Raw genomic sequence first — 24,225 nt, 5'->3', positions numbered from 1 at the left:
TGAATAGTAATTACATTGAATGACTTATTATAAATCTCCCGGGGTGAAGATCGCAAACATAATAGTATTAATCGTTGTCTTTGCACTCTATTACCAACAATCATACGCGCAACAGCCCGGTAAAACAGATGCGATCTATTCCGGCCTGCCCTGGTACGATCAGTACGGGAAGGTAGTAAGTGCGCATGGTGCCAACATTATTCAGGAAAAGAATCTCTTTTACCTCTTTGGTGAAGCCCATACTGATACCAGTAATGCTTTCGTTGGATTTAATTGCTATTCCTCCAAAGACCTGTATAACTGGAAGTTCGAAAAAATTGCCCTGCCCGTTCAGTCCAGCGGTAAACTCGGACCAAATCGCATTGGCGAAAGGCCGAAGGTGATGAAGAATTCAAAAACTGGTGAATTCATCATGTACATGCATGTAGATACGCTTGGTTACAAGGACCAGTTTGTAGGCTATGCAGTTTCCAAAAACATAACAGGACCCTATCAATTTCAAGGTGCATTACTTTTTAACGGGAAGCCGATCAAAAAATGGGATATGGGTACTTTTCAGGATGATGATGGTAAAGGATACCTGCTTACGCATGGCGGCGTAATTCATCAGTTGAGTGATGATTATAAATCAATTGTTGCGGAGACCAACAAACAAATTGCTTCAGGCTTTGAATCGCCCGCACTTTTTAGAAAAGGTAACACTTATTATTTTATCGGGTCGCATTTGACCTCCTGGGAGAAAAACGACAACTATTATTACACTTCGACGTCACTTTCAGGACCCTGGATTGCCCGTGGCTTAATTGCGCCTAAAGATCAGCTCACCTGGAATTCACAAAGCACTTTTGTATTAAAAATCGCTGGAAGTAAAGATACTACCTATCTGTTTATGGGCGATAGATGGTCTTATCCACGCCAGCTATCTGCCGCAACTTACGTTTGGCAACCTATTAAATTTTATGGTGATTCAATCTCACTTCCAAGCTATCTGGATGCCTGGAATATTGATCTTAAAACTGGCCTGACTGTTGAAAAAAACAGTATTTATCAGACAATTGAGCATGATGACAAACGGATTCAATACATTGGAGACTGGGCTAGATCAGTAGTAGAAGCTCTCCCGGTAAGTCGGTCGAAAGCTGAGAATGCATCTTGTAGTTTTACCTTTAGTGGCACACAAATCGGCCTGCAAACGGTTGTACTTCCAGATAATGGTTACGCGAACATCATCCTCACAGATAAAAACGGAAAGGTGGTGGTTAAAAACCTGATTGATATGTATTCGAAAGTTCCTGCAGCGCGAATCGTTTTTTTAAGTCCGGTTTTGCCAAAAGCCAAATACAAATTAACAATTTCTACTGCCGGGGAAAGACCCAACTGGACGGACAAAAAGAAAATAAGTTACGGCAGTACTGCCAATAATATCACCATTTCAAAACTGATGATCAAAGAATAATATTGATATGAATTTAAAAAAAATCATTCCCTTCGTTGCCACTTTTGCGCTTGCCCTTCCCTACCCGGTTTTTGCAGATTTTATTTTCACAAAAGAAAATAATGTAAATGTTGCCATTTCAGCAAAAGAAGCGCCGGTGGTAAACACTGCCTTAGAAATTTTCAGTCGTGATTATAGCGCTGTATTTGCCGGAAAAGTTAATATCAGCAGCAACGCGCAGATCTTGATCGGAACGTTGGGAAATGGTTCAGCGGCTGAAAAAGGAATTGATCACCAATCTATCCAGGGTTTAAAATTACATCAGGAAGGTTACGTAATCCAGGTTAAAAACGATAAAGTTTACATCTTGGGAAGCGACAAACGTGGCACGGCATACGGAATTCTGGAATTATCAAGACGTATAGGTGTTTCGCCCTGGGAGTGGTGGGCAGATGCTAAAATTGAACAACGAAACGCCGTAGTGCTTAAAAATGGCTTCAACTTGTTTGAACATCCTTCGGTTGCGCTCCGCGGAATTTTCATTAATGATGAAGATTGGGGTTTAACACCATGGAGTTACCTTACTCATGAGCCTTCGAAAATTAACGGGCAAGTTGGTCCGAAAACCAATGCCCGGATCTTCGAACTGCTTTTACGTTTAAGAGCAAACACTTTTTGGCCACCTATGCACGAAGTTTCTGTTGCATTTTACCAAACGCCGGGCAATAAAGAAATGGCTGATCAATATGGAATAATCATGGGCGCATCTCATTGCGAACCCATGATGCGAAATGCCAATACAGAATGGAAAATTGATGGAAAAGGAAATTACGATTTTGTAAATAATCGTGAAAACGTGCTTAATTTCTGGCAGGATCGGGTAACGCAACTTAAAAACTCAGATAACCTGTATACCTTGGGTATCCGTGGCGTACATGATGGTAAAATGCAGGGCGCTAATACTTTGCAAGAGCAGAAAGATGCTTTAGTAAACGTATTGAAAGATCAGCGGGAAATGATCACTAACACCCTAAACAGTAACCCGGAAAAAGTGCCTCAGGTTTTTATTCCATACAAAGAGGTATTAGACGTGTACAATATGGGCTTAAAAATACCAGATGATGTAACCCTGCTTTGGTGTGATGACAATTATGGTTATATCCGTCATTTCCCTAATGAAACGGAGCGCAAACGCAGGGGTGGCAATGGCGTTTACTATCATATTTCTTACTGGGGTCGTCCGCACGATTACCTTTGGCTAGCCACCAACCATCCGGCTCAGGTTTATACCCAAATGAAAATGGCTTATGATAAAGGTGCGAAAGACATCTGGATGCTGAATGTTGGCGACATCAAACCTGCAGAATATCTAACAGAGTTATTTATGGATATGGCCTGGAATATTGATCAGATAAAAGATAGTAAGGAAGGGTTGGATCAGCATTTACAGAACTGGCTCAGTCGTGAGTTTGGTGCGAAGAATGCCCCTGAACTTCTTTCCGTGATGAATGAATACTATCGCCTGGCCTATATTCGTAAACCTGAATTTATGGCCAACACCCGTACCGAAGAAAAAGATCCTCAGTTTAAAGTGGTGGCAGATTTACCCTGGAGCGAGCAGGAAATTAAAACCCGCATTGCCCAATATAATGTGCTATCTGATAAGGTAATAACAATTTCGAAACTTATTGCACCCGAAAAACAGGATGCCTGGTTTGAGTTAGTAGAATATCCGGTAAGAAGCGCTGCAGAGATGAATAAGAAACATTTGTATGGTCAGCTGGCGCGACATGGATTGGCCGAATGGACAAAAAGCGATGATGCCTTTGATACCATTCAAGGGCTTACCGCACGTTATAACTCACTGGCTAATGGAAAATGGAAAAATATAATGAATGCTCAACCCAGGGATTTAGCAGTTTTTCAGAAAGTTCCTCATCATACCATTAATAAGCCATTAACTGAAGATAAAAAGCCACTCGCATCTACTAACGGTTCTGACTATTCTTCTTTTAAAGGTATAAAACCTGTTGGCCACGGCTTAGGCTATAACAGAAACGCAATTAGCTTAAAAAAGGGAAGCACTGTATCTTATACGTTTAAAGATTTAAATGTTGACTTACTTAATATTGAAGTTTCTTTAGCACCCAATCATCCTGTTGATGACAAACTGATCCGTTATGAGATTTCTCTTGATGGCAAGTCTTTGCAAGTGGTGGATTACCATACCGTAGACCGGAACGAAGAATGGAAAGTGAATGTGTTGAGGAATCAAGCCATCAGGGTTACGAAAGCGGCTTTGTTGAAAAAAGGTGGTTCTCATGTTATTTCCATAAAGGCTTTGGACGAGGGGGTTGTTTTGGATCAGGTTAAGGTTTGGAAAAGAGAGGTGAGGGAATAAGGATGAAGGAGTAAAGAACAAAGATCAACGAGTAAAGAACAAGGAGTAAGGAACAAGGATTAAAGCTAAAAGACTAAAGCTAAAAGCGGAAAGACCAAAGTAGAAAAACCTTGCAGAACCGTCTTCCTGAACTTGATTCAGGATCTTTCTCAGTAAATTTCATAATGGAATCTTCCTTGCGAAGAGGCTTTTTCAGCTGACGATGCAATCTCCATTGGAGAATCTACAAAGAAGATTGCTTTGTCGTGCCTACTGTAATGACGAAAGTACCGAGATATTAGCCCTCGCTGTCATTCAGCGCTACGCGCTGAATGACAGCGTTTCTTCCACCGCCTTCATTTACCACTAATGCTTTCTAACCCGCTAGGTGCGAGAAATAACAAGAAAGATTGTTCCCCGCTGCGCTGGCTTGCGTCGGCTAGCCGCCGAAGGGCTATTTTCTTTTCCTTGATGAAAAGAAACAAAACCGAGCTTTTCTGCGAGCTCATGAATGCCAATAAAAACATAAACAAAATATGAATAAATCAAGGCTTGGATCTGATGTCGGATTAGCGCGTCGAAATTTAAATGGCGGTAGCGCAAGGGCTCGATTTGCTTTTACATAAAGATTTATTTTAGGAGCCGTTCGCGCTACCTTGGGTTTGAGGTATTTGAAACGTTAGTGCAAAAATTTCAACGGCTTCTCCTTCCATCATCTCCTAGGCCGGATAGCGAGGTGCAAATAGCATGATGAGAATTAGGATGCAGACTTAGATTTATTACAACAAGAACGACGATCGCTATCACTACCCGGCAAGGCCAAACCACCGTTTCTTCGTTCTGCTCTTAGACCGGCATGGTCAATTTTTTGGGATGGCACTGACCTAGCCTACCTCATGACTTGGATAAAAAAATTGCGAGCCGGCAGTTTTGTTTCTTTTGCTGTCAAAAGAAAAAAGGCCCGTCCGGCCAGGACAAAATAGAATCCTTTTAACCAGAAGTGTAAAAGACATTTTTTGTACCATTCATCTATCGGCTGGAGTCATCACCTGCTGAAAACTTTTCCCCGCTGCGCTGCCTTGCCTCGGCTGGCCGCCGAAGGGCTATTTTCTTTTCCTTGATGAAAAGAAACAAAAATCAAGGCTTGGATCTGATGTCGGATTAGCGCGTCGAAATTTAAATGGCGGTAGCGCAAGGGCTCGATTTGCTTTGTAATAAAGATTTATTTTAGGAGCCGTTCGCGCTACCTTGGGTTTGAGGTATTTGAAACGTTAATACAAAAATTTCAACGGCTTCTCCTTCCATCATCTCCTAGGCCGGATAGCAGGGTGGCAATAGCATGAGGAGAATTAGGATGCGACTTAGATTTATAAAAAGAATAGCGATCGCTATCACTACCCAGCAAGGCCAAACCACAGTTTCTTCTTTCTGCTCTTAGACCGGCATGGTCAATTTTTTGGGATGGCACTGACCTAGCCCTATCTACTGACTTGAATAAAAAAATTGCGAGCCGGCAGTTTTGTTTCTTTTGCTGTCAAAAGAAAAAAGGCCAGTCCGGCCAGGACAAAATAGAATCCTTTTAACCAGAAGTGTAAAAGACATTTTTTTGTACCATTCATCTATCGGCTGGTGTCATCACCTGCTGAAAACTTTTCCCGCTGCGCTGGCTTGCCTCGGCTAGCCGCCGAAGGGCTTGTTCTTTATTCTTGATAATAAAGAACCAAACAATCAAGGCTTGGATCTGATGTCGGATAAATTCGTTAAAGCTTTGAGGACGGCAGCACAAGCACCCGATGAAGGATCGGGAGAGGACGCGCTGCCTTAGGACCGTGGGGGTATGAAAGATTGTGATTTAAGCTTTAAACGTTTTCTCCTTCCATCATTTCCTAGGCCGGATAGCAGGGTGGAAATAGCATGATGAGAATTAGGATGCAGACTTAAATTTATAACAACAAGAATGACGATCGCTATCACTATCCAACAAGGCCAAACCACCGTTTCTTCGTTCTGCTCTTAGACCGGCATGGTCAATTTTTTGGGATGGCACTACCCAAGCCCAGCTACTGACTTGGATAAAAAAATTGCGAGCCGGCAGTTTTGTTTCTTTTGCTGTCAAAAGAAAAAAGGCCCGTCCGGCCAGGACACGATAAAATCCTTTAACCCGAAGCGTAAAAGACATTTTTTTGTAGCATTCCTTTATCGGCTTGTTTCATTACTTACCATAAACTTTTTCCAATACTCTGGCTTGCCTCGGCTAGCCGCCGAAGGGCTTTTACTTTTTTGCTTGATCAAAAAAGCAACAAAAAAATCAAGGCTTGGACCTGATGTTGGATAAATTCGTTAAAGCTTTGAGGGCGGCAGCACAAGCACCCGATGAAGAATCGGGAGAGGACGCGCTGCCTTGGGTTGTGTTGGGTTGAAAGATTGTGGTTGAAGCTTTAACGTTTTCTCCTTCCATCATTTCCTAGGCCGGATAGCGAGGTGGAAATAGCATGATGTTGACCAGCAGTATGCATTATGCCAACAATAACGATAAACGAACACTAAATAACGATAAACGTCTCTACCTTACCACCTCCAGGGCCTTCCCATTAACCATCACGTTTTCAAAATTTACCTCATCATATTTATTGATCAGCGCGGGCTTTTCGGTAGTTACCTCTACGTTTTTAAATGTGAAATTCGATAACTGATCTAGTGGGTTACCCTGCATTTCGCCAAACTTAGTGCTGGTTATTTTAATGTTGGACATGGTGATGTTTTTGATGATGCCAAATGGTTTTTCTTTGCTCCCGGCAAGGTTAAAAAACTGACTCCAGGGGTTTAAATCGATCACAGCACCGCTGCTTCCGGTGATATTATCTACAGTGATGTTCTCAAACAACTGAAACGTATCGCCACGCATTTTAAATTTCAAAATCGGACAGGTATTATTTACCACGCAATTTCTCATCGTAATGTTTTTCGCATGGATACTTTCGCTTCCTAACGTAAGCGTAGCATGAGCAGGTCCGAAAGTACAGTTTTCAATCAGCACGTCTTCTACAATGCCATTCTGTGGTAATTTGTGTGCCGTTGGTCCTTTCCCACCCTTAATTACAATGGCATCATCATTTACAGAAATGTAACAGTTGGTGATGGTTACCCTTTTACAAACATCAATATCAACGCCATCTGTACTTGGTGCTTTTACTGGCTTAAACGGCGAACGGATATCTGCATGATCAATTAGCACATCATTGCATTGATACAAATGGGTGGTCCAGAAACCAGCGTTGCAAAGCTTTATGTTTTGAATTTTAACATTATTACATTTCCAGATAAAGATTAACCGTGGTCTGCTGACTTCCAGATTCGTAGAGCTTTTGCCAATCTTTTTCATGTCTTCGCGATGGGTCCAGAATGTTTTCCAGAATTTTAAACCATTTCCATTAATGGTTCCGGGGCCGCTGATGCTAAAACCATCTACGCTATAAGCATTTACCAAGGCGGCATAATAATCAAGACTCTGGCCTTCCATGCGGGATGGAATAAGTGGATAGTTCTTAATCTCATCAGATCCTTTCAGTACTGCACCATCCTGAAGCAATAAGTTTGTTTTCTTCTTAAAAAACAGTGCACCGCTTAAATAAGTACCCTTTGGAATTACGATGGTTCCTCCGCCTTTAGCAAAAGCCTGATCAATTACTTTTTGAATGGCTTTGGTTTGCAGAATTGTACTGTCGTTTTTTACCCCAAATTTGGTGATGTCATATTCCTGAGCATGAGCCGCATATAAAGAAACAAGGGTGAACAAAAATGAAAAAAGTTTTTTCATAAGGTGGAAATGAAGGTTTTACTTCAGCTAGAATTAAGTTAGAAAACTGTTGATTAAGCTATCCGCAACATTGATATTGATTAATTAATATTTGGTTATCGAATGGATTCTGTTCCCATCGTTTTCAAATATCATCAATGTAGGTTTTAAGTGCATCCTGTGGTATCCTGTAAGTCTGCATCGATCATCCATTATCGCTACTACATTTCATGAACTAAATAAATAGTCTTCACTCCTCTTACAGCGGTCCGAAAAGCTGTAGAATTAAGAAGGGCGGGATCAGTAATTGCCGTACTTATTTTGATCAACTGATCGGTTTGTGCTTCTATTTTCCATTCGGTGTGACCGGCAATATTGGAATTATCAATCAGCAAATGCTTTTCAGTTGCCTTATTCAGTACTTTATATCCAGAGGTGATCACATCGGGTTTCAGCACATAACTTAATGTCAGCTGTGATTTTTCAAATGTCCAGTAAGTTTTTATTGCATCGGCTACGCTGTGAGACACTACCATTCCAGAAGCATCATACAGTTCAAAATCATAACCACCGGTAGCCCATTTCCCATTAAACGAACTTATTGAATCAGCGCTTTTATCCTTTTTGCAGGAAAAAAGTAAAAGCAATACCAGTAGAAAGGGCAAAAACTTTTTCATCATGATTTTGACATTAAATTTAAAGATAACGATCTGTAACCACAAGTCAGCTTTGTAACAAAAAAGCTTCCATCCTTTTAATTGGATGAAAGCTTTTAATAATTTTATTTCCATTCAAATGGCAAATACCAGTTATCCGGATTCATAAGCTTTGCCCTGGCCGCTGCCGCATTTGGATCACCATCTTTTAATAATTTCTGGTATACCCTTTCGGCAAGAAAAGCCGGATTATTTTGTCTGCGGGCAATGCGCAGTAAATCTGGCCAGCGGTTTCCTTCAAAAGCAAGCTCCAAAGCGGCTTCATCAATTAGTTTACCTTCTAAGCCAATCACATCTGTCTGGAAGCTCACATTCAAAGCTGTCACCCCAGCACGGTTTCTGATCCCTGTGTTCCGGTACCATGCACTTCTGTAATCGCCATTAAACCGGGCGTCGAAATTGAAAGGAAAAGCATAAGGTGAAGCCATGGTATTAATTTCTTCGAAAGATACAGGCGCAGCAGCTCCGGCGGCCGTTCTGGTACCTACATAAAAAGTATTGGCAATTCCAATATTTAAAAAGGCCCAACCCAGTTTCCCTTTACCATCCCGGTTAGCAGCTTCAGACATTCTAAGGTGCAATAAAGCAGCCCGATAAATACCCCATTTGCCGCCTTTATTTAAGTTTGAAACTGGTGTAAGGTTATCCGTTAATTTAGTAATTGCAGGTCCGGCTGTTGTGGTTTCGTAAGATAATTTTCCACGTGCATCGTAAGGAATGCCATTATATTGCCTTTGTGCATTCCAGTTATCGATGGCTGCATTAGATGGTTTAATTAAGTATTTACCAAATGTTGGTGAACAAAACTCAATCATCGGGTTTCCCGGTTTGAAACTGGAACTGTAAGGAATTCCCCATAGAAACTCCATGTTCCAAACGTTCCCAGTGTTTGGAGAACTGAACATGGTTTTCCATCCCTGATCATAAAGAAGGGTACTTTCATCCTGAGATCTTCCGTATCTAACCGATTGATCATTGTATGAAGAATTAAGGTAATAACCAACTTTGTAAGCATCATAAGCGAGGTTGATATTCGTATTATCATTCTCCACGTTCATAATCTTATGGTAGTTTTCTGCGGCCTTCACATAATTGTTGTTCCACAAATACAAATCGCCCAATACAAAAGGTTTGCAGATAAATATTTTCTGCGTGTTATTTCCATCAATGGTGATGACCAAAGGATTACCCGATGGATAGGCATAAACTTCCTTGTATGGTAGCTTTTCGGTAAAATCTATCAATCGCGTGAGCAACTGATCGAAGGGAATGCGGGGATAAGTGCTGAGGTTTTTAATATCATCTACATTTTCGATTGGCGCTGTAATATAGGGAACACTTCCATATTGAATGCCCAGTTGCAGGTAAATCCAGCTGCGCAAAGCACCCACATCTGCATAATGTTTGTTATAATCATCCACACTCATGCGGAAATTATCAGCCATTATCTTAAAGTTTTTCAGAATATCATTACAGTTTAAAATCACCTTGTAATAGGGTCTGGGATCGATATACGGATTATCTTTAGTGGTGGTATGGTTAGCCAGCTGCTTTAAATAAGGATCGGCATTTGCGGTTACATCCACCAAATCTGCACGCAGTTCATTCTGTAAAATATACGTTTTTTCCAGGCTCAGAAACTGACCATACAAGCCAATCACGGCTGCATCGGCATCTGCCACATTGCGGTAAGCATTGGTAATATCAAGCTTATCTTCCGGCACCTCATCTATAATTTTCTTGCAAGACCATGAACTTGTTGCAAGTATGGCTACTGTAAATATGGTGGCAACTTTTTTATTAAAATCCATCTTCATCGTTTTATCAATTATCAATTATAAACCAATTCTTACCCCTAACTGCACTGATCTGAATTGTGGTTCCAGTGTAGTATCAACACCTTGCGTAAAAATACTTCCAGTCGCACTAAACTCCGGATCGTAGCCCAAATAGTTGGTAAAGGTGAGCAGGTTATTTCCGGTCGCATAAATTCTTGCGTACTTAATGGCCTTGGTTTTTAACGGTACATTATAAGTGAGGTTCACGGAGCGCAAACGCAGGTAAGAACCATCTTCAATCCATCGATCAGAGAATTGCGAATTGCCCATCGGGTCGCCAAAACTGGCTTTGGGTACATTGGTTACCTGCCCGTCTCCTTTCCAGCGGTTTCTGATGATGTTGGATTGGTTGTAGTAGGCGTCGCCAGATTCGAGTACCGAACGGGTGTAGTTGTAAACATCATTGCCCAACACAAAGGATACTAACAGATCCAGCGACCAATTTTTGTAGGCAAAAGTATTATTGAAACTCCCGAAAAGATCAGGATTTGGATTTCCAATCACCACGCGATCTGCACCGTTAATAATTTTATCACCGTTAGTATCTAAAAAGCGCATGTCGCCGCCTTTAAAGGGAAGCGTAACACCTGCACTGTTTACAATTGATAACCCTGCGGCCGCCGCTTCGGCATCTGTAGCATATACGCCATTGGTTCTTTGTCCGTAAAATAAGTTCGCGGCCTGGCCTACACGCGTAAGGTATGTTCCGTCTGCATAGGCGGTAAGGATTTCATTCCCACCGGACAAACTTTGAATCTTATTTTTGTAAGTACCCAGGTTAATGCCTAAATCCCATTTAAAGGTTTTATTAAGGATCCGGCCATTTAAAGCAAAATCAAGCCCTGATGTTTTCATTCCGCCCTGGTTATCAATATAAGAATCGATGCCACCGATAGAAGTTACCGGAGTATAGGTTAGCATTTTGCTGGTTGTATGCACATAATAATCGAGACTTAAATTTAAGCGTTCATTAAAGAACGAAGCATCTACACCGGTATTAAACTTGGCTACCTGTTCCCATTGGATGTTTGGATTAGCAATGTTGCCACGAACTAAGCCTTGCAGACCCAACAAATTTTGCGAAACGTAATACTGTCTGTTGTTGTAATTACCAATATCATCGTTTCCAACTAAACCGTAACTCATGCGCAGCTTTAGCAAACCGACTTCCTTATAGCCCTTCATAAAATCTTCTGAAGAAACTAACCAGGCACCACTAATGGCTGGCAGCACAGCCGTTCTGCCACCAACAATACTTAAATCTCCTTTAGAGTAGGTGATGGTAGAAGCACCATCTCTTCTGCCGAAACGGGAGGAAGCGTCTACAGCCAGTGCAAAATTCAGGTAGTACTTATCTTTGTAATTGTAATCGGTTGTGAAATATGTATTTAATGAATTCCAGTTGCCGATATCACCACCAAACGAACGCAATGAGGCATTACTGTTTCCGATGCTAATCAATACATCAGTAGCTGAGTTATAACCAATGGCGAAATCCTGCTCGCTTGAACTCTGTGAGTAACGCGAGCCCAATTTGATATTTAAATGGTGGTCTTTAGCAAACGTTTGATTATATGCAAAACGCAAATCATTGAAAACATTTGAATACCTGATTACCTGAGAACCCAATTTACTATCACCAATGGTATTATCCAGCACTTCATTTGTAACGCCTTTTCTAGGGATGAATAGTGTTTCCTGTGTTTTATCGTAAGCTAGTCCCGTTAAATTGGAAAGCGTAATGCTTTTCGATAATTGATAATTGAAGTTGATATTTCCAAAAATACGATAGGCTTTTTTCTGGTTCAATCCTTTCTCAATTAAAGCCCGTGGATTACTCACGCCGAGCGTATCTGCATCTGCAAGATTCGGCGAAACCGCTCCGGTGCCGCTAATTTCGTTTCTTGCCAGAAAAGGCGCTTTAACCAGAGACAGGAAGATTGGATTAGTACGTGGAGCAATCCCCTGATCTTTAAGTGCCTGTTCGGTATAGCTGAAAGATAGATTGGTATTGGCCTGCAGTTTTTTTGTGAGGTTTAAATCACTGTTGAAACGCATGTGATAGTTCACATTATTGGTAGAATCGATAATCCCTTTGTCTTTGGAGTAACCTGCCGATAAGGCATACTTTGCGATGTTATCTCCCCCACTTACCTTTAAGAAATAATTCTGATCAAAACTGCGTTTGAAAACTTCTTTTTGCCAGTCGGTATTTTGATGATAAACGGGATACAATGGATTAGTAGCCGGATTTTGGTCATCATTCATATATGGTAGTGCGGCAATTGCACCGCTGCTTAAGCCCTGGCTTTGTAATACATCAGACAGGTAAGTTCTGAAATCGCCACTACTCATTACAGAAAGCTGACGCGGAACCAGATTTATACTGCTGTAAGCCGAAAAATCAATTTGGGTAGCCAGATCCTGCGCATGGTTAGTGGTGATCACCATTACGCCATTTGCAGCTTTGGTTCCATAAACGGTTGCAGCCGCAGCATCTTTAATTAAAGTAATGCTTTCGATATCCCGTACATCAATAAATTGCAATGGATTGTTGCGATGTCCTGCCGTAAGCGATGATCCATAAGAATTTGCATCATAGATCATCCCATCTACCACATAGAGGGGTTGGTTGGTTCCATAAAGTGAAGTAAAACCCCGAACAAAAAGATCTGCACCAATGCCTGGCGTACCAGACCTTCTAATGGAATTTACCCCAGCCATTCTGCCCTGTAAATAGCTATCCATGGTTTCACCATTATTGCTCCAGCCACCTTTTGGGTTGGCTGTTGAAATAGCTGAAGAGGTACGGGCCAGATTCTGTGTACCTGATGGCAACACTACCTCTGTAAATAGGGAGGTATATTCTGTAGGATATATTTTAATTACAGCCATTTTACCAGCGTGAACCGCCAGCATCTTGGTATGATAACCGGAATTACTAATTAAGATCGCTGAATTTAAGTTGGGTACAACGATAGAGAATCTACCCTTATCATCAGTTAAAGCGCCAGAAAAATCGGTCACGGTAAGTTTTGCCCCAACAATGGCCTTATTGGTATAGCCATCTACAACGGTTCCCGTAATTTTTTGACCAACCAGTTTTTTCTGCCGTATTTTTACCGTTGTGGTATCGGTGCTGTATTTGCTGGAGTCTGTAGCGATGGTATCGGTTTGCTGTGCAATTGCTGCAGCAGCATACATTAAACCGAATAAGGCCAATGATAATCCTTTTTTTATAATGGTAAAATGATACATAGTCAATTTTATTTCAGAATTATTTGCTTATGGAAGAATAGGTTCAAATCTTAAATAATCCAGTATGAGCGTATTTACGTTAACTGATGTGCTGGTAGCCGAAGTAAGTCTCAGATCCAAAAGGCCGTATTGTTTAGGGGAATAGTCGCCTAAATAAACTTCACTGTAGTTTAAGGGACTTACCAGTTGCGTGGCAAAAAGATCATAAACTGGCGCCTCAACAGTAGAGGTAAGCGGATTAAAAATGAAATACCGCTGGGTGAAAGCCGCCACTTGCGAATCTCCGGCAGCACCGGAAACTGCACGGGCATAAACCTTGTACTTTACTAAAGGTACGCTACTTCTTTGATAGCGGATGTAGTAATCGGCTACACCATGATTGTAAACCTCAATATCCCGGTAAGGAATATTATTATTATCTAATTTAAGCCTGTAAAATGTGTTTCCGGTTCTGTCTACCCTAAAACTTGTTGGATTTTCGCCTTCAATCTTAAATGTTGGCACTTTATCTTTCAGCCTGAATGGTAGCGCACTCATCACATATACAATTCCATTACTGGCACGGTAAGACTTCACTATTGCAGATTTTGAAATCGGAATTTTAACTCCCCGCAGAGACAATAAGGTATCTGGCAATTTATCTGGTGTAAATAAACCCTTTACCGTAAAATCTCGCACCAATGCAAATTTATCCACTACAGAGAAGTATGGCGTAAGTTTGGCCGTTTCGCTGTTAAAAGCAGGATCCTGAAGCATAAAAAAGGTGTACTGCTGATTTTCTACTCTCAAATCAGCAACGCTATTCCAGTATGCATTTCGGGAAACCAGCGGTGGGTTAGACGCAAAAATAGGTCCTCCGGTAGTGTTGTAGCCAATAATGGTGGCATTTGCAGTATCAATTACAAAAGAAGTAACCGTACTGATGTAAGCCGTTTGTGCAGGAGCATCCGTGCTATTCAGCATGTATTCCCAAATATTTAACCGGCTTGGCACCGCCTGGTTTATCGCATAAACAACACCATTTTTAACAAACTGGCCTTTGCCAGAAACAGTAGCATCCTCGTATTTATCGCCAATAATAGTGGCAAATTTTTTATTCAATAAGGCCACTTTAACCGTATCGGTGAGTGTTTTTGGTGCAGTAATGGTGGTTAAAGCAATGTGATTTGCCACGAAATCTTTAAGCCGCACCGGATCGGCAACAATGGCCGCGTCTAAACCTGCAAGCGCTTCATTTGTAGGAGCCCAAACAGAATAATTTTGTGACGAACTTAGTAACTGGTCATAGCCTGTACTTCTCAGGAAATCACTAAACTTACTGAGGTTGGGTTGCGCTGATAATTTTTGGAACACGTCAACCGTGTTGTCTACATTAACAATTTCGATATGCTCATCCATTTTATCTTTACAGCCGTTTAGCGCAACTAAAGCACCAAGCAACAGTAAGATATTTCGTATATTTTTTTTCATTTAGGATTTTCTTTATGGTTAGATTAAGTGATGCCGGAGACGAGCTCCGGCAACGATGTTATGGTCGCTTAAATGCAGTTCCTGATGTTGAAAACCGAGGATAATTCTGATCATCGTCTATCGGGATGAAATGAATCATATCCAGCCAGGTTGCACTACTGGAATTACCACCGCCAACAATGCTTAGTCTGATCCAATGCCTGTCTGTTGTTTGTATATCAGCTGTTCCAGCCAAACGGCCAACCATTTGATCCCATCCTGTACCGGTAATTTGCTGCTCACCGCGAAGGGTACCCTGAACGTCTGCAGTGGTAGCCATATATCGCTTAAAACCATTGGTTAACATCAGCGGATCTGCTGATGCCGATGATGATGTGGCCGACGTTACGCCTGAAACACTCAATAGTTGTCTAAAATCGACCAGGTTTGGTAAGATTTGTTCGCCCGATCTACCTACATCTACCCCAACCTGAAAAACAGGTGCATTTCCGTTCTGTGCATAACATATCCATATTCTGTACCTTCCTTTTACCAACATTGGTGTTCGCAATTCAATCCATTGCGCACGTAGCACGTTTGCCCCCATCGACAGGTTTAAATAATCGTTGGCATTATATTTTCGGGTAGCATTTGGAACGGTAACATAATCATAATTTTCAGGTGTGTTCAATTTAGAAGGATCATTAAAGATCAGTCCACTTAAATTACTTAATCCGTTAGCGAATAATGGAATACTTACTGCAGATGAGCCTCTCCACCTTGGGTTTGCCCTTAATTCAGGTTGATCTGCTACATCAAAAAACACTGCCGATTGTACTCTCACTTTAATTGCAAAAGGCTTTTTCACTTCATGCAACACGCCGTTTGATGCCGTTACATCGCTAAAAGACCTGTTAATTTCTACACCAGGTTCTACTACTCCATTAAATTCATCCTCGTTAAGCAAAACCTTTTGCCCGGAGAATTTCGTTGTAATTACTTCTCTTGGTGCAAGAGAGTAAATGGCGGGTGTGGTAATGATATCAGGAACGTAAGATGGACCTGGAGATATATGATAAGCCATATACAACCATAAACTATCTGCCTTACTTTGTGGGTTTCCTGTTCTTGAATACCGACTTCTGAAACTTGAATACGTGCTGAAACCTGCAGCTTTAAGTGCAGAGTCTGATTCCATAATTACAGTTTGAAATCTGCGGGTAGTATCTTTAGCAGCAGCGCCTTCCACATTTAGAGAGTCGTAAAAGCCTGTTTCTTTCAGCGCTTGCGTAAAGTAAGTGTAGCGTTGATTGGCTTCAATACTCTTGGCCAAGGTAAGTGTGGCAGGATTCAATACATGATCGAGCACATGGATAATGCCGTTTCCAACCCTTATATTCGACTTGGTAATTTTAGCGAGTTTATTTACAATATAGCTACTCACACCAGCCTGATTTACTGCCCCTGTTTGAAGGTACTGACCGTATAAAGTTATTTGTGGCAATTTACCGTCTGTAAATTTATTGGTTGCCAGCGTGTCTGCCAGTAAATGAAACCTAATCATATTTTTGGCTTCTTCTACAGTTAAATCTGAAACAGCTGCTTTTCCCTTTGATTTTAGCCAGGCAGTTACCGCCACATTATCTGGAGCGAAAAATGTGTATTTGCCATATGCACCGAGAAATCCGGTAGATGCAGATTTTGTTATTACCTCTTTTAACAAAGAGAATTGCTCCGGGTAACGATCCAGATAGCCGGTGATATTTACGTCATCAGTTGTGGCCAATGTAAACGATTCCCTTTTACAAGCATTTATAAATACAAATATAAAGGCCAGCATTACCACCATAATGGCCAGCCCGCGAACATTAAAATTATTTTTCATCATGCTAATTATTTGGTATAAAATGGATTCTGAATCAATTGAGGATCAGCAAAAAGTTCTGAATCGCTTATTGGAAAGTAATGGCTGTTAATATCCTGAAATTTGGTGATGGCAGACTGCTGTGAAGCAGGCGACACTGTTTCTGAAATGATACTGGTGAGTAATGATAATCTCCTGTAGTTATTGCGTTTAGCCACCCGGAGGATATCAAACCAACGTTTTCCTTCGAAAGCAAACTCACGGGCACGTTCTGCCAGGATGTAATCTGTAATGGCATCTTTATCTCCCGGATCTACTGTTTGTGCGGTTGCTGCTACTGCATTCCTTCTCAGCCTGATGTTTTCGATAATGGCTAATGCCTCTGCTCCGGCATTGGTTTCGGCAAGGGCTTCTGCCTTTAGCAGCAGTACATCTGTAATTCGGTAGGCCTGCCAGTTTATAAAAGAAGGGTTTTGTGCGCCCCATTTTATAATCGTCAGATCATTCGCTCTGTAAAATTCATCAGCACGAATATCAAAGTTCCGGTCAGGGTCTACATCATCTGCAATAAATACTTCTTGCGGAACATAAGCAGATGCGGTGAACCTCTTGCGTGGCAAAACCAGTAGATTAAAAAATACATTACTCACGGATGTTCCATTAGCAAATTCGAAAATGGTTTCTGTGGAGCTTCCATTAAAAAATACATTCGAATACCATGTTGAACTTGCAGGCTGAATGGCAAACAGTTGTGAATTAATTACCTTATTGCATTCCGCAATACAGCCCTCATAATTGTCCATCCAGAGGTAAACATCAGCTAAAAGCGCATTTACGGTAAATTTTGTCACCCGTCCTTTATTACTTTTCGTATTTCCATAACTGACTACTGCATTGGTTTCTGCTTGTTTTAGATCGCTAACTATTTGTGCCAATATTGCCGTAGCAGGTGTTTTAGGCAGACTTTGTAAATCTGTATCCCTGCTTGTGGCTGTCAATTTTAGCGGCACGTCTCTAAAGGTTTTAACCAAATAGAAGTACATCATACTCCTCAGGGTTAATGCTTCCGCCATACTGGCGTTAAGCTGCTCAACGGTTAATGTTGGGTCTACTTCCCTAACTGCAGGTGCATTATCCAGCACTGTATTACAATAATTGATGGTGCGGTAAAAAGCAATCCATCTGCTTAAACTGTTACTTGATGTGATATTGACGTTAAAAATATCAAGCTCGTCGTTAACAGCACCTGGTCCCGGATCAATCATATCTGCACGAATCTCTCCAAACGTAAAGATGTATTCGGTCAAAGCCCTGTCGTTCACACCCGGGGGGGGCGCCAATAAAGAAGCATAACAACCTGAAACCGCTGCCTGAACATCCTCTTTAGTTTTCCAAAATCGTTGTCGCGTAATTCCGTCGCGGGGCTGGGTATCCAACCATTTTTTGCAGGAGCTAGACATGATCAATACCATGACTACCGCAACACTATATATCATTTTTTTCATGTTGGCAGGTTAAAAATTAGCAGTTAAACCGAGTGTAATTGTTTTGATTGGGGGCGTGGTCGAGTTATCCACTACGGTAGAAAACGTAGATAACCTTACCGGAACTTCAGGATCCTGACCGGTATATTTGGTGAAAGTAAGAATGTTTTCCATGGTTACATTGGCACTCAAGCCTTTTAAACCAATGCGTTTCAGGAAATCTTTATTCACATCATATTTTAGGGTAACACTTCTCAAACGAAGGTATGAGCCATCTTCCACATAGCGGTCAGAGCCCAGAAAGTTATAACCAGTTGCGTAAGTTGCCCGCGGCATATCGGTTACATCACCCTCAGCTTTCCAACGGCGTAACACCGCTGTACTTTGATTACTAAAACCATACATATTGGTGGTGCTTATCTTGGTACCGTTGATAATCTGGTAACCTGTTCTATAGGTGAAGTTGACCCCTAAACGAAGATTTCCATTGAAAGTAATTGCGGTTCCAAAGCCACCGGTTAAGTTAGGATTACCGTTACCCAGATACACAACATCTTTGTAATCGATATTTCCATCGTGATTAATATCTTCATACATGGAATCTCCAGGTTGAAAAACATAATCTATTGATGGATAGCCGAAACGCATGAAGATTTGCTGTCCGTTGGGACCAATAATCTGATTGCCATTTTCATCAAGCGCAATGGTTGAATTTCTGTCTTTGTAAACACCTTTAAATTTGAAGCCGTAGAATGAACCGAATGGATTATTCTCCTGCAGGTAAACTTTAAAAACATTGTTTTGTAGAACAGCTGAATTACTTTCCCTTCGCACCAATGGCGATACCTCCCGAATTAAGTTCTGGTTATGGGAAATGTTAAAATTGAAATCTAACCGAAGCTTTTTACTTTTTACAGCTGTATAAAACAAACTGAACTCCCATCCCTGATTATCCATTGTACCGCCATTAATATCCAGCGTTGAGAATCCATTGTAGGTTGGAATGGCTAGATCTTGGTAAAAAAGATCAGTAGTTCGCTTGCGATAAACATCAACATCCATGTTTAGCCTGTTCTTCAGTAGCACAAGCGTTAAACCAACGTTTGATTGTGCAACTTTTTCCCAACGCAAATCTGATAATTCGATATTGGATGGGAATACGCCCGAAGAACCGAGGTAACTAAACCCATAATTCTGGTAGGTGTTGAAATAGGAATAATCATTTTTAGGCGCATTACCAACTACACCATAACTTGCTCTAAAACTTAAGTCATCGATATAGTTAGTCGTATTTTTCATAAACGGTTCTCCGGAAACCCTCCATCTTACTGACGCAGACGGGAATAGACCGTAACGGTTATTCGGACCAAATTTAGAATTCCCATCACCCCTTACACCAGCATTAAAAATGTATCGATCTAAAAATTTATACTGGGCATTTAGCAATAGACCAACTGTACGGGTTTGTGCATAAGAAGAATAGGCAGAACCCGTTTGGTTAGTCCTACCTTCAATAGATGGATCGGAAAGGAAAGAAGACGCCGTATTGCTGGCAAACATTCCCTGCCCGGTTCTACGGCTGTCGTAACTATCAAACCTGGCAAATGCCAGTAAGTTATGTTTATCACCCAATTTAGGCGTATAAGAAAGCGTCATATTGGTTGCCATGGTAAAAGAATCGCCGTCTGAATCGCCTGCGTAATTTACAATGGCTTCAGAAAATGGTCTTCCGGTAGCTACTTGTGGTAAGAATTTCTTCACCTTAGTATTATTAATATCTGCCTGAAAATTGGCATTTAACCTCAGTCTTTCCGGAATGATGACATATTGTAAGCTGAATTTTGGAATTATCCGTTCTCCCAGCTGTTTATTGCTGGCAGCAATAGCCATAGCCAATGGATTATAAGTGCCACTTACCCTTGAATTGGAAAAATCGTAAAGAAAGCTTCCTTGCGCGGTGCTTGCCGGACTAAAATAATTAGAAGTTAAATTTCCATATTCATCGTACTCATAAACCGCCTGGTTTGGCATTTTGGTATAGGCTACATCCCTTACATTGGCATCTCTTGAGCCACTTGGATATAAACTTTGATTATCAATATGGGTATAAGCAATATCAGCGCTAAAGCGAATTTTTGTAGAAACGGTATAATCCAGGTTTACCCTGGCACTTAAACGAGCTAAGCTTGTACCTATAGTTGTTCCGTTCTGGTTAAAATAATTTACCGAGGCACGGTATACCGCCTTCTCTCCACCACCCGAAATGGATAAATTGTGATCTTGAAGATACCCCACTCTTGTAATGGCTTCTAACCAGTTGGTGTTATTGCTATAGTTGTAATAATTATAGGGATCATTTTGGTCGTACTGAAATTGTTTCGCAAAATCAGAAGTAGAAAATTGTCGCCCTGCATTATAAAACTCTTCCAGAATTAAGGAAGAATATTGATTACCATTTAACATGGGGATGGCACTCGGCTGCTTGGAATACGAACCCTTAAAATTGTAAGATATATTTGGAGGACCCATTGTCCCTCTTTTGGTGGTGATCACTAATACGCCGTTGGCCGCACGAGAACCCCAGACCGCGGTAGCCGCAGCATCTTTTAATACACTAATCTCCTTAATATCTGAAGGTGCAATGTTTAAAAGCTGTCCGTAGTTATTCTCATCAGAGGTCGCGAAGTTAAAATCCGAAGGAATGGTAATGTCGTAAGCCATCCCATCTACTACAATAAGCGGATCAACTGCACCGTTGATAGAAGATGTACCACGAATCCTGATTTGCATCGGTGCACCCGGATCGCCACTGCTTGCCGCAATGTCTAAACCCGCCAATCTCCCTTGTAAAGCCTGATCAATTGAAGCCGCCTGCATGTCTTCTAGTTCCTTTGCGTTAATCGTGGAAACTGCAGAGGTTTGATCTCTTTTATCAATCGCCATTCCACTTCCATTATCTGTTTTCGCTCTGGATACAATCTGCACTTCATCCATCTGGTTATCGGCAGCTTCTAACTGAAAGTTAATTACTGCCTTATCTATTGAAAGCGGGGCACTCGATTTATATCCGATATAAGAAACCGAAATCCGGTAGGTTTTATCGGCAACGGGAAGGGAATAATTACCATCAATATCTGTAGAAACGCCCTTAATTACGCGTCTGTCTTTATCAATAATTACCACCGAGGCCCCAATAATAGGTTGCTTATCCTTCTTATCAATTACCCTTCCTTTTACATAATTAATTTGTTGTGCGCTTGTTATAGACGACACCAACAGACAGCACAATGCAATAAATGCACTGTATGCAATTTTTCTAGTCATATTTGGTTAGAATTGATATTTTAAGTAAGTGTTAATTTGGTGTATTACGGTTCTGTTAGATAGCACGTTACTTCTATCATTAGCCCCTAATAACACATTTACAGTTGCACCGGTTACATCTCTTAGTTGCAGGGTATTTACCGTATTTATAGATACATTAATTTTAGCTGCATCACCGTTATCATCTTTCAATAAAGATTCGAACTGACCAGTTTTTTCTCCATCACTTACAACGGTGGCTTTGTTAATGATGTGATACTGAATAAATTTATTCACCAGGGTTACCGAGATTCCATCTGTAGCGGTAAAATTCGGAACGCCTGTAGCCGTATTTCCCGGTAATAATCCCGCACGAACCGCAGCAACAATTGCTGCATTTGTCGGTACAAAAACGGTATAATTCACACCATCTGTTAAGCCAGTAATAGCTCCTGTGGTTTTATTATACAATAAGCTGTTAAACAAATACTGAAAAAAGTTATAATATGGCGCTGCTGGTACGTTTCCATACTTTTCAATATGCTTACCAACCGGAAGTACAGTATAGGTTAATGCTTCTTTGCCATAAACTACCGCTCCATTTACAGGGGTAGTACTCACCGAATCAACCGGAATAGTTTGTTTTGCTACCGCCACACTATCCTGTGTACCCGCTGATAGTAACCTGCCTCTTTCGTATTTGATATATTCACCGTTAGAAGCTTCTAAAATTCCAGCACCTGAAGTAAAATTTGGAATTGGTCTGTTTCCAAGTGGAATGATATGCGTTTGAAGAATTCTTCTAAAAGCAGCAAGATCGCCCCGAATAGGCTGTGCAACAAAGAAGGGATCGTAAGTGAAGCCCATCCTTCTTAAGGTAGCATCCGGAATCGGGACAATAAGATACCGGATAGAAGGTGTTTTAAGTTGAAGATGAAGGTTGAAGTACAAAAGCGCTTGTTTCATGATACTGAAATCAGGATCGAGGTTTATATTTCCATAAACAGTAGAGAATACACTTGCTTCCTGACTTTTATTTGTACCGTAAAGAAAACCATTGCTGAGTACCTGTCTGTCGATAATATCAGCTGTAGTTTGTTTGGTTACATCACCAAGGGAATTTTGAGTAATTGCGAATTTGCTCGGCCATACTGTACTGGTATATAAGTGAGAATTGACGTAATCTCTAATCACATCAGGCGCAACAACATATAGCTCGTTTAAGGTATTTACCCCCCTTTTACGCCAGTATTTAAGCAGTACACTTTTGGCATAAGCATCTACTGCTGCATTTGTTGGCGCAATAATACTATATGAACTTTGCTGAGCATCGTTTGCATCAGCTTTAAGATAGTTTTCATTATTGGGCGAAAATCCAAGCAGACTACTATAGCTTTTTACGTAAACATTGGCGGCTTTGCCACTTAATACCTGATATCGATTGGAAATTTCTGCATTTAAACTAAAAGTAACAAATTTATCAAGCAGATTTTTGAATGCACTATAATCCGGTTTACTATTTACATATTGATCGATGTTGAGTGGCGGTGTAAGGACCCTATCGATGATGTGAATTACGCCGTTTTCTGCAATGATGTTCTGCTGATCTGCTATTAAATGCGCTGAAGCTACATTACTACCACTATACGAAACATTTGGATAAAAGAAATTATAATCTATGGCAGATAAGCCTGCAAAGCCCATATATGGTGACAAGAAATAGGTTACGCTTTTATTATTAAAATCTCCGGGAAAGTAAACACCATTCCGGTTCGTAGCTATAGCCTTTATTAGATTGCCGTTCAGGTCTTTATCATCGTAAACAAAATCATAATAAACGGTCCTTCTCCTGAAGGCGGTATTTTTAACGAAACCTTTAACAGAGAAAAAATCACTGAGTCTGTCCGTTTTTTCACCATCGTAAACCATCGAAAAGCGAACAATTTTAGTAGCAAGGTCTGTGGTTATTTCAGTTAGGCCATTCTCTTGCATATAAGTTTTGAAAGCTTCATCGGTAGGTGCAAAAACAGTCCAGGAGCCCGCTGTGCTTAACGTTTCTTTATAACTGGCTTTATCTACACAGCTTAGAAACTGAGTAAAATTACCCTTGGCCTGAAGTTGCTGATAAATCGGTTCTGCCAGCGTTTCCGGGCGACCGTAGAATTCATCAAATTCTTTCTTCCTGCAACTACTCAGAAAAAGTACAAATGTCAGAATGACGATTAAAAATTTTGGTAAAATTTTACTCATAGTAATTTTATTGGATGCGAACGGCCAAAAAACTAGTATGCAAAAAAATGTATTCTACGAGCGGATCAGGAAAGAAAAGTAAAGAGTCGGAAAGAAATGTAGATTTCTATTGCATAGATTCAGTTAAGCGAACGTTATTAAATATTTGGTTAAAAGTTATTTGGTTAGTGTTATGGTTGACTAAATATAGAAACATAACGATTTACGCCCATCCTGTACCATCCTGTCTATTTATTACAAGATCTTATCATCAAAAATGAAAACTGATCAGAAATGCTTTTAAATCGATTTACCCTGTTTATGTAACATTGATAATGTAATTTTAGTCCTACATGATTATTTGATAAAAATTTGAATTTTCTTGTGCCCCACTGATCTGTAGGCATCTTTCGCCTGAAGGGCTAAGGGCGTGTAATACTAACTTTTCGCAGCTAGCTACATATATATAGATC

General features: G+C 40.8%; 11 protein-coding genes. 2 read left to right on the top strand and 9 right to left on the bottom strand.

All coding sequences use genetic code 11. The features are described from left to right. Positions 1 to 43 precede the first annotated feature (43 nt). Both SOM16_RS19100 and SOM16_RS19095 read left to right on the top strand, forming a co-directional pair. On the top strand, positions 44 to 1,456 hold the full coding sequence (locus tag SOM16_RS19100; protein WP_320465597.1) for a family 43 glycosylhydrolase: 1,413 nt from the start codon (positions 44 to 46) through the stop codon (positions 1,454 to 1,456). A 7-nt stretch (positions 1,457 to 1,463) separates the two neighbouring features. Beyond that, the gene (locus SOM16_RS19095) at positions 1,464 to 3,836 is read left to right on the top strand and encodes a glycosyl hydrolase 115 family protein (protein WP_320465596.1); all 2,373 of its coding nucleotides are present in this window, start codon (positions 1,464 to 1,466) and stop codon (positions 3,834 to 3,836) included. Positions 3,837 to 6,378: 2,542 nt separating this feature from the next. Here the strand turns inward: SOM16_RS19095 and SOM16_RS19090 are convergent. The 9 genes from SOM16_RS19090 to SOM16_RS19050 form a co-directional block, all read right to left on the bottom strand. Then, a complete protein-coding gene (locus SOM16_RS19090; protein WP_320465595.1) occupies positions 6,379 to 7,632 on the bottom strand; it encodes a glycoside hydrolase family 28 protein in 1,254 nt (417 codons plus the stop codon). Between the two features lie 200 nt (positions 7,633 to 7,832). Next, complete coding sequence (locus tag SOM16_RS19085; protein WP_320465594.1) at positions 7,833 to 8,291, bottom strand: hypothetical protein; 459 nt, start codon at positions 8,289 to 8,291, stop codon at positions 7,833 to 7,835. 101 nt (positions 8,292 to 8,392) lie between these two features. Further along, on the bottom strand, positions 8,393 to 10,138 hold the full coding sequence (locus SOM16_RS19080) for a RagB/SusD family nutrient uptake outer membrane protein (RefSeq protein WP_320465593.1): 1,746 nt from the start codon (positions 10,136 to 10,138) through the stop codon (positions 8,393 to 8,395). A 24-nt stretch (positions 10,139 to 10,162) separates the two neighbouring features. Then, positions 10,163 to 13,423: a SusC/RagA family TonB-linked outer membrane protein gene (locus SOM16_RS19075; protein ID WP_320465592.1), complete on the bottom strand. Its 3,261-nt coding sequence runs from the start codon at positions 13,421 to 13,423 to the stop codon at positions 10,163 to 10,165. A gap of 27 nt (positions 13,424 to 13,450) precedes the next feature. Further along, the gene (locus SOM16_RS19070; protein WP_320465591.1) at positions 13,451 to 14,893 is read right to left on the bottom strand and encodes a fasciclin domain-containing protein; all 1,443 of its coding nucleotides are present in this window, start codon (positions 14,891 to 14,893) and stop codon (positions 13,451 to 13,453) included. Between the two features lie 58 nt (positions 14,894 to 14,951). After that, positions 14,952 to 16,760: a fasciclin domain-containing protein gene (locus SOM16_RS19065; RefSeq protein ID WP_320465590.1), complete on the bottom strand. Its 1,809-nt coding sequence runs from the start codon at positions 16,758 to 16,760 to the stop codon at positions 14,952 to 14,954. A 5-nt stretch (positions 16,761 to 16,765) separates the two neighbouring features. Next, on the bottom strand, positions 16,766 to 18,241 hold the full coding sequence (locus SOM16_RS19060; protein WP_320465589.1) for a RagB/SusD family nutrient uptake outer membrane protein: 1,476 nt from the start codon (positions 18,239 to 18,241) through the stop codon (positions 16,766 to 16,768). Positions 18,242 to 18,250: 9 nt separating this feature from the next. Then, positions 18,251 to 21,544: a SusC/RagA family TonB-linked outer membrane protein gene (locus tag SOM16_RS19055; protein ID WP_320465588.1), complete on the bottom strand. Its 3,294-nt coding sequence runs from the start codon at positions 21,542 to 21,544 to the stop codon at positions 18,251 to 18,253. A 6-nt stretch (positions 21,545 to 21,550) separates the two neighbouring features. Beyond that, entirely contained in the window at positions 21,551 to 23,773 is a 2,223-nt protein-coding gene (locus SOM16_RS19050) for a fasciclin domain-containing protein (protein ID WP_320465587.1), read from the bottom strand. Positions 23,774 to 24,225: the final 452 nt, after the last annotated feature.

Origin of the sequence: Pedobacter sp. CFBP9032, from assembly GCF_034045265.1 — a bacterium.
In the GTDB taxonomy this organism is placed as follows: domain Bacteria; phylum Bacteroidota; class Bacteroidia; order Sphingobacteriales; family Sphingobacteriaceae; genus Pedobacter.
Note: the sequence above shows the minus strand (reverse complement) of the source record. Positions and strands in the feature narration are given on the sequence as shown.

Excerpts from the sequence above, each read along its gene's own strand:
- SOM16_RS19075 (WP_320465592.1), bottom strand. The coding sequence starts at position 13,423 with ATGTATCATTTTACCATTATAAAAAAAGGATTATCATTGGCCTTATTC.
- SOM16_RS19090 (WP_320465595.1), bottom strand. The coding sequence starts at position 7,632 with ATGAAAAAACTTTTTTCATTTTTGTTCACCCTTGTTTCTTTATATGCG.
- SOM16_RS19055 (WP_320465588.1), bottom strand. The coding sequence starts at position 21,544 with ATGACTAGAAAAATTGCATACAGTGCATTTATTGCATTGTGCTGTCTG.
- SOM16_RS19050 (WP_320465587.1), bottom strand. The coding sequence starts at position 23,773 with ATGAGTAAAATTTTACCAAAATTTTTAATCGTCATTCTGACATTTGTA.
- SOM16_RS19095 (WP_320465596.1), top strand. The coding sequence starts at position 1,464 with ATGAATTTAAAAAAAATCATTCCCTTCGTTGCCACTTTTGCGCTTGCC.
- SOM16_RS19080 (WP_320465593.1), bottom strand. The coding sequence starts at position 10,138 with ATGGATTTTAATAAAAAAGTTGCCACCATATTTACAGTAGCCATACTT.
- SOM16_RS19065 (WP_320465590.1), bottom strand. The coding sequence starts at position 16,760 with ATGATGAAAAATAATTTTAATGTTCGCGGGCTGGCCATTATGGTGGTA.
- SOM16_RS19060 (WP_320465589.1), bottom strand. The coding sequence starts at position 18,241 with ATGAAAAAAATGATATATAGTGTTGCGGTAGTCATGGTATTGATCATG.
- SOM16_RS19070 (WP_320465591.1), bottom strand. The coding sequence starts at position 14,893 with ATGAAAAAAAATATACGAAATATCTTACTGTTGCTTGGTGCTTTAGTT.
- SOM16_RS19085 (WP_320465594.1), bottom strand. The coding sequence starts at position 8,291 with ATGATGAAAAAGTTTTTGCCCTTTCTACTGGTATTGCTTTTACTTTTT.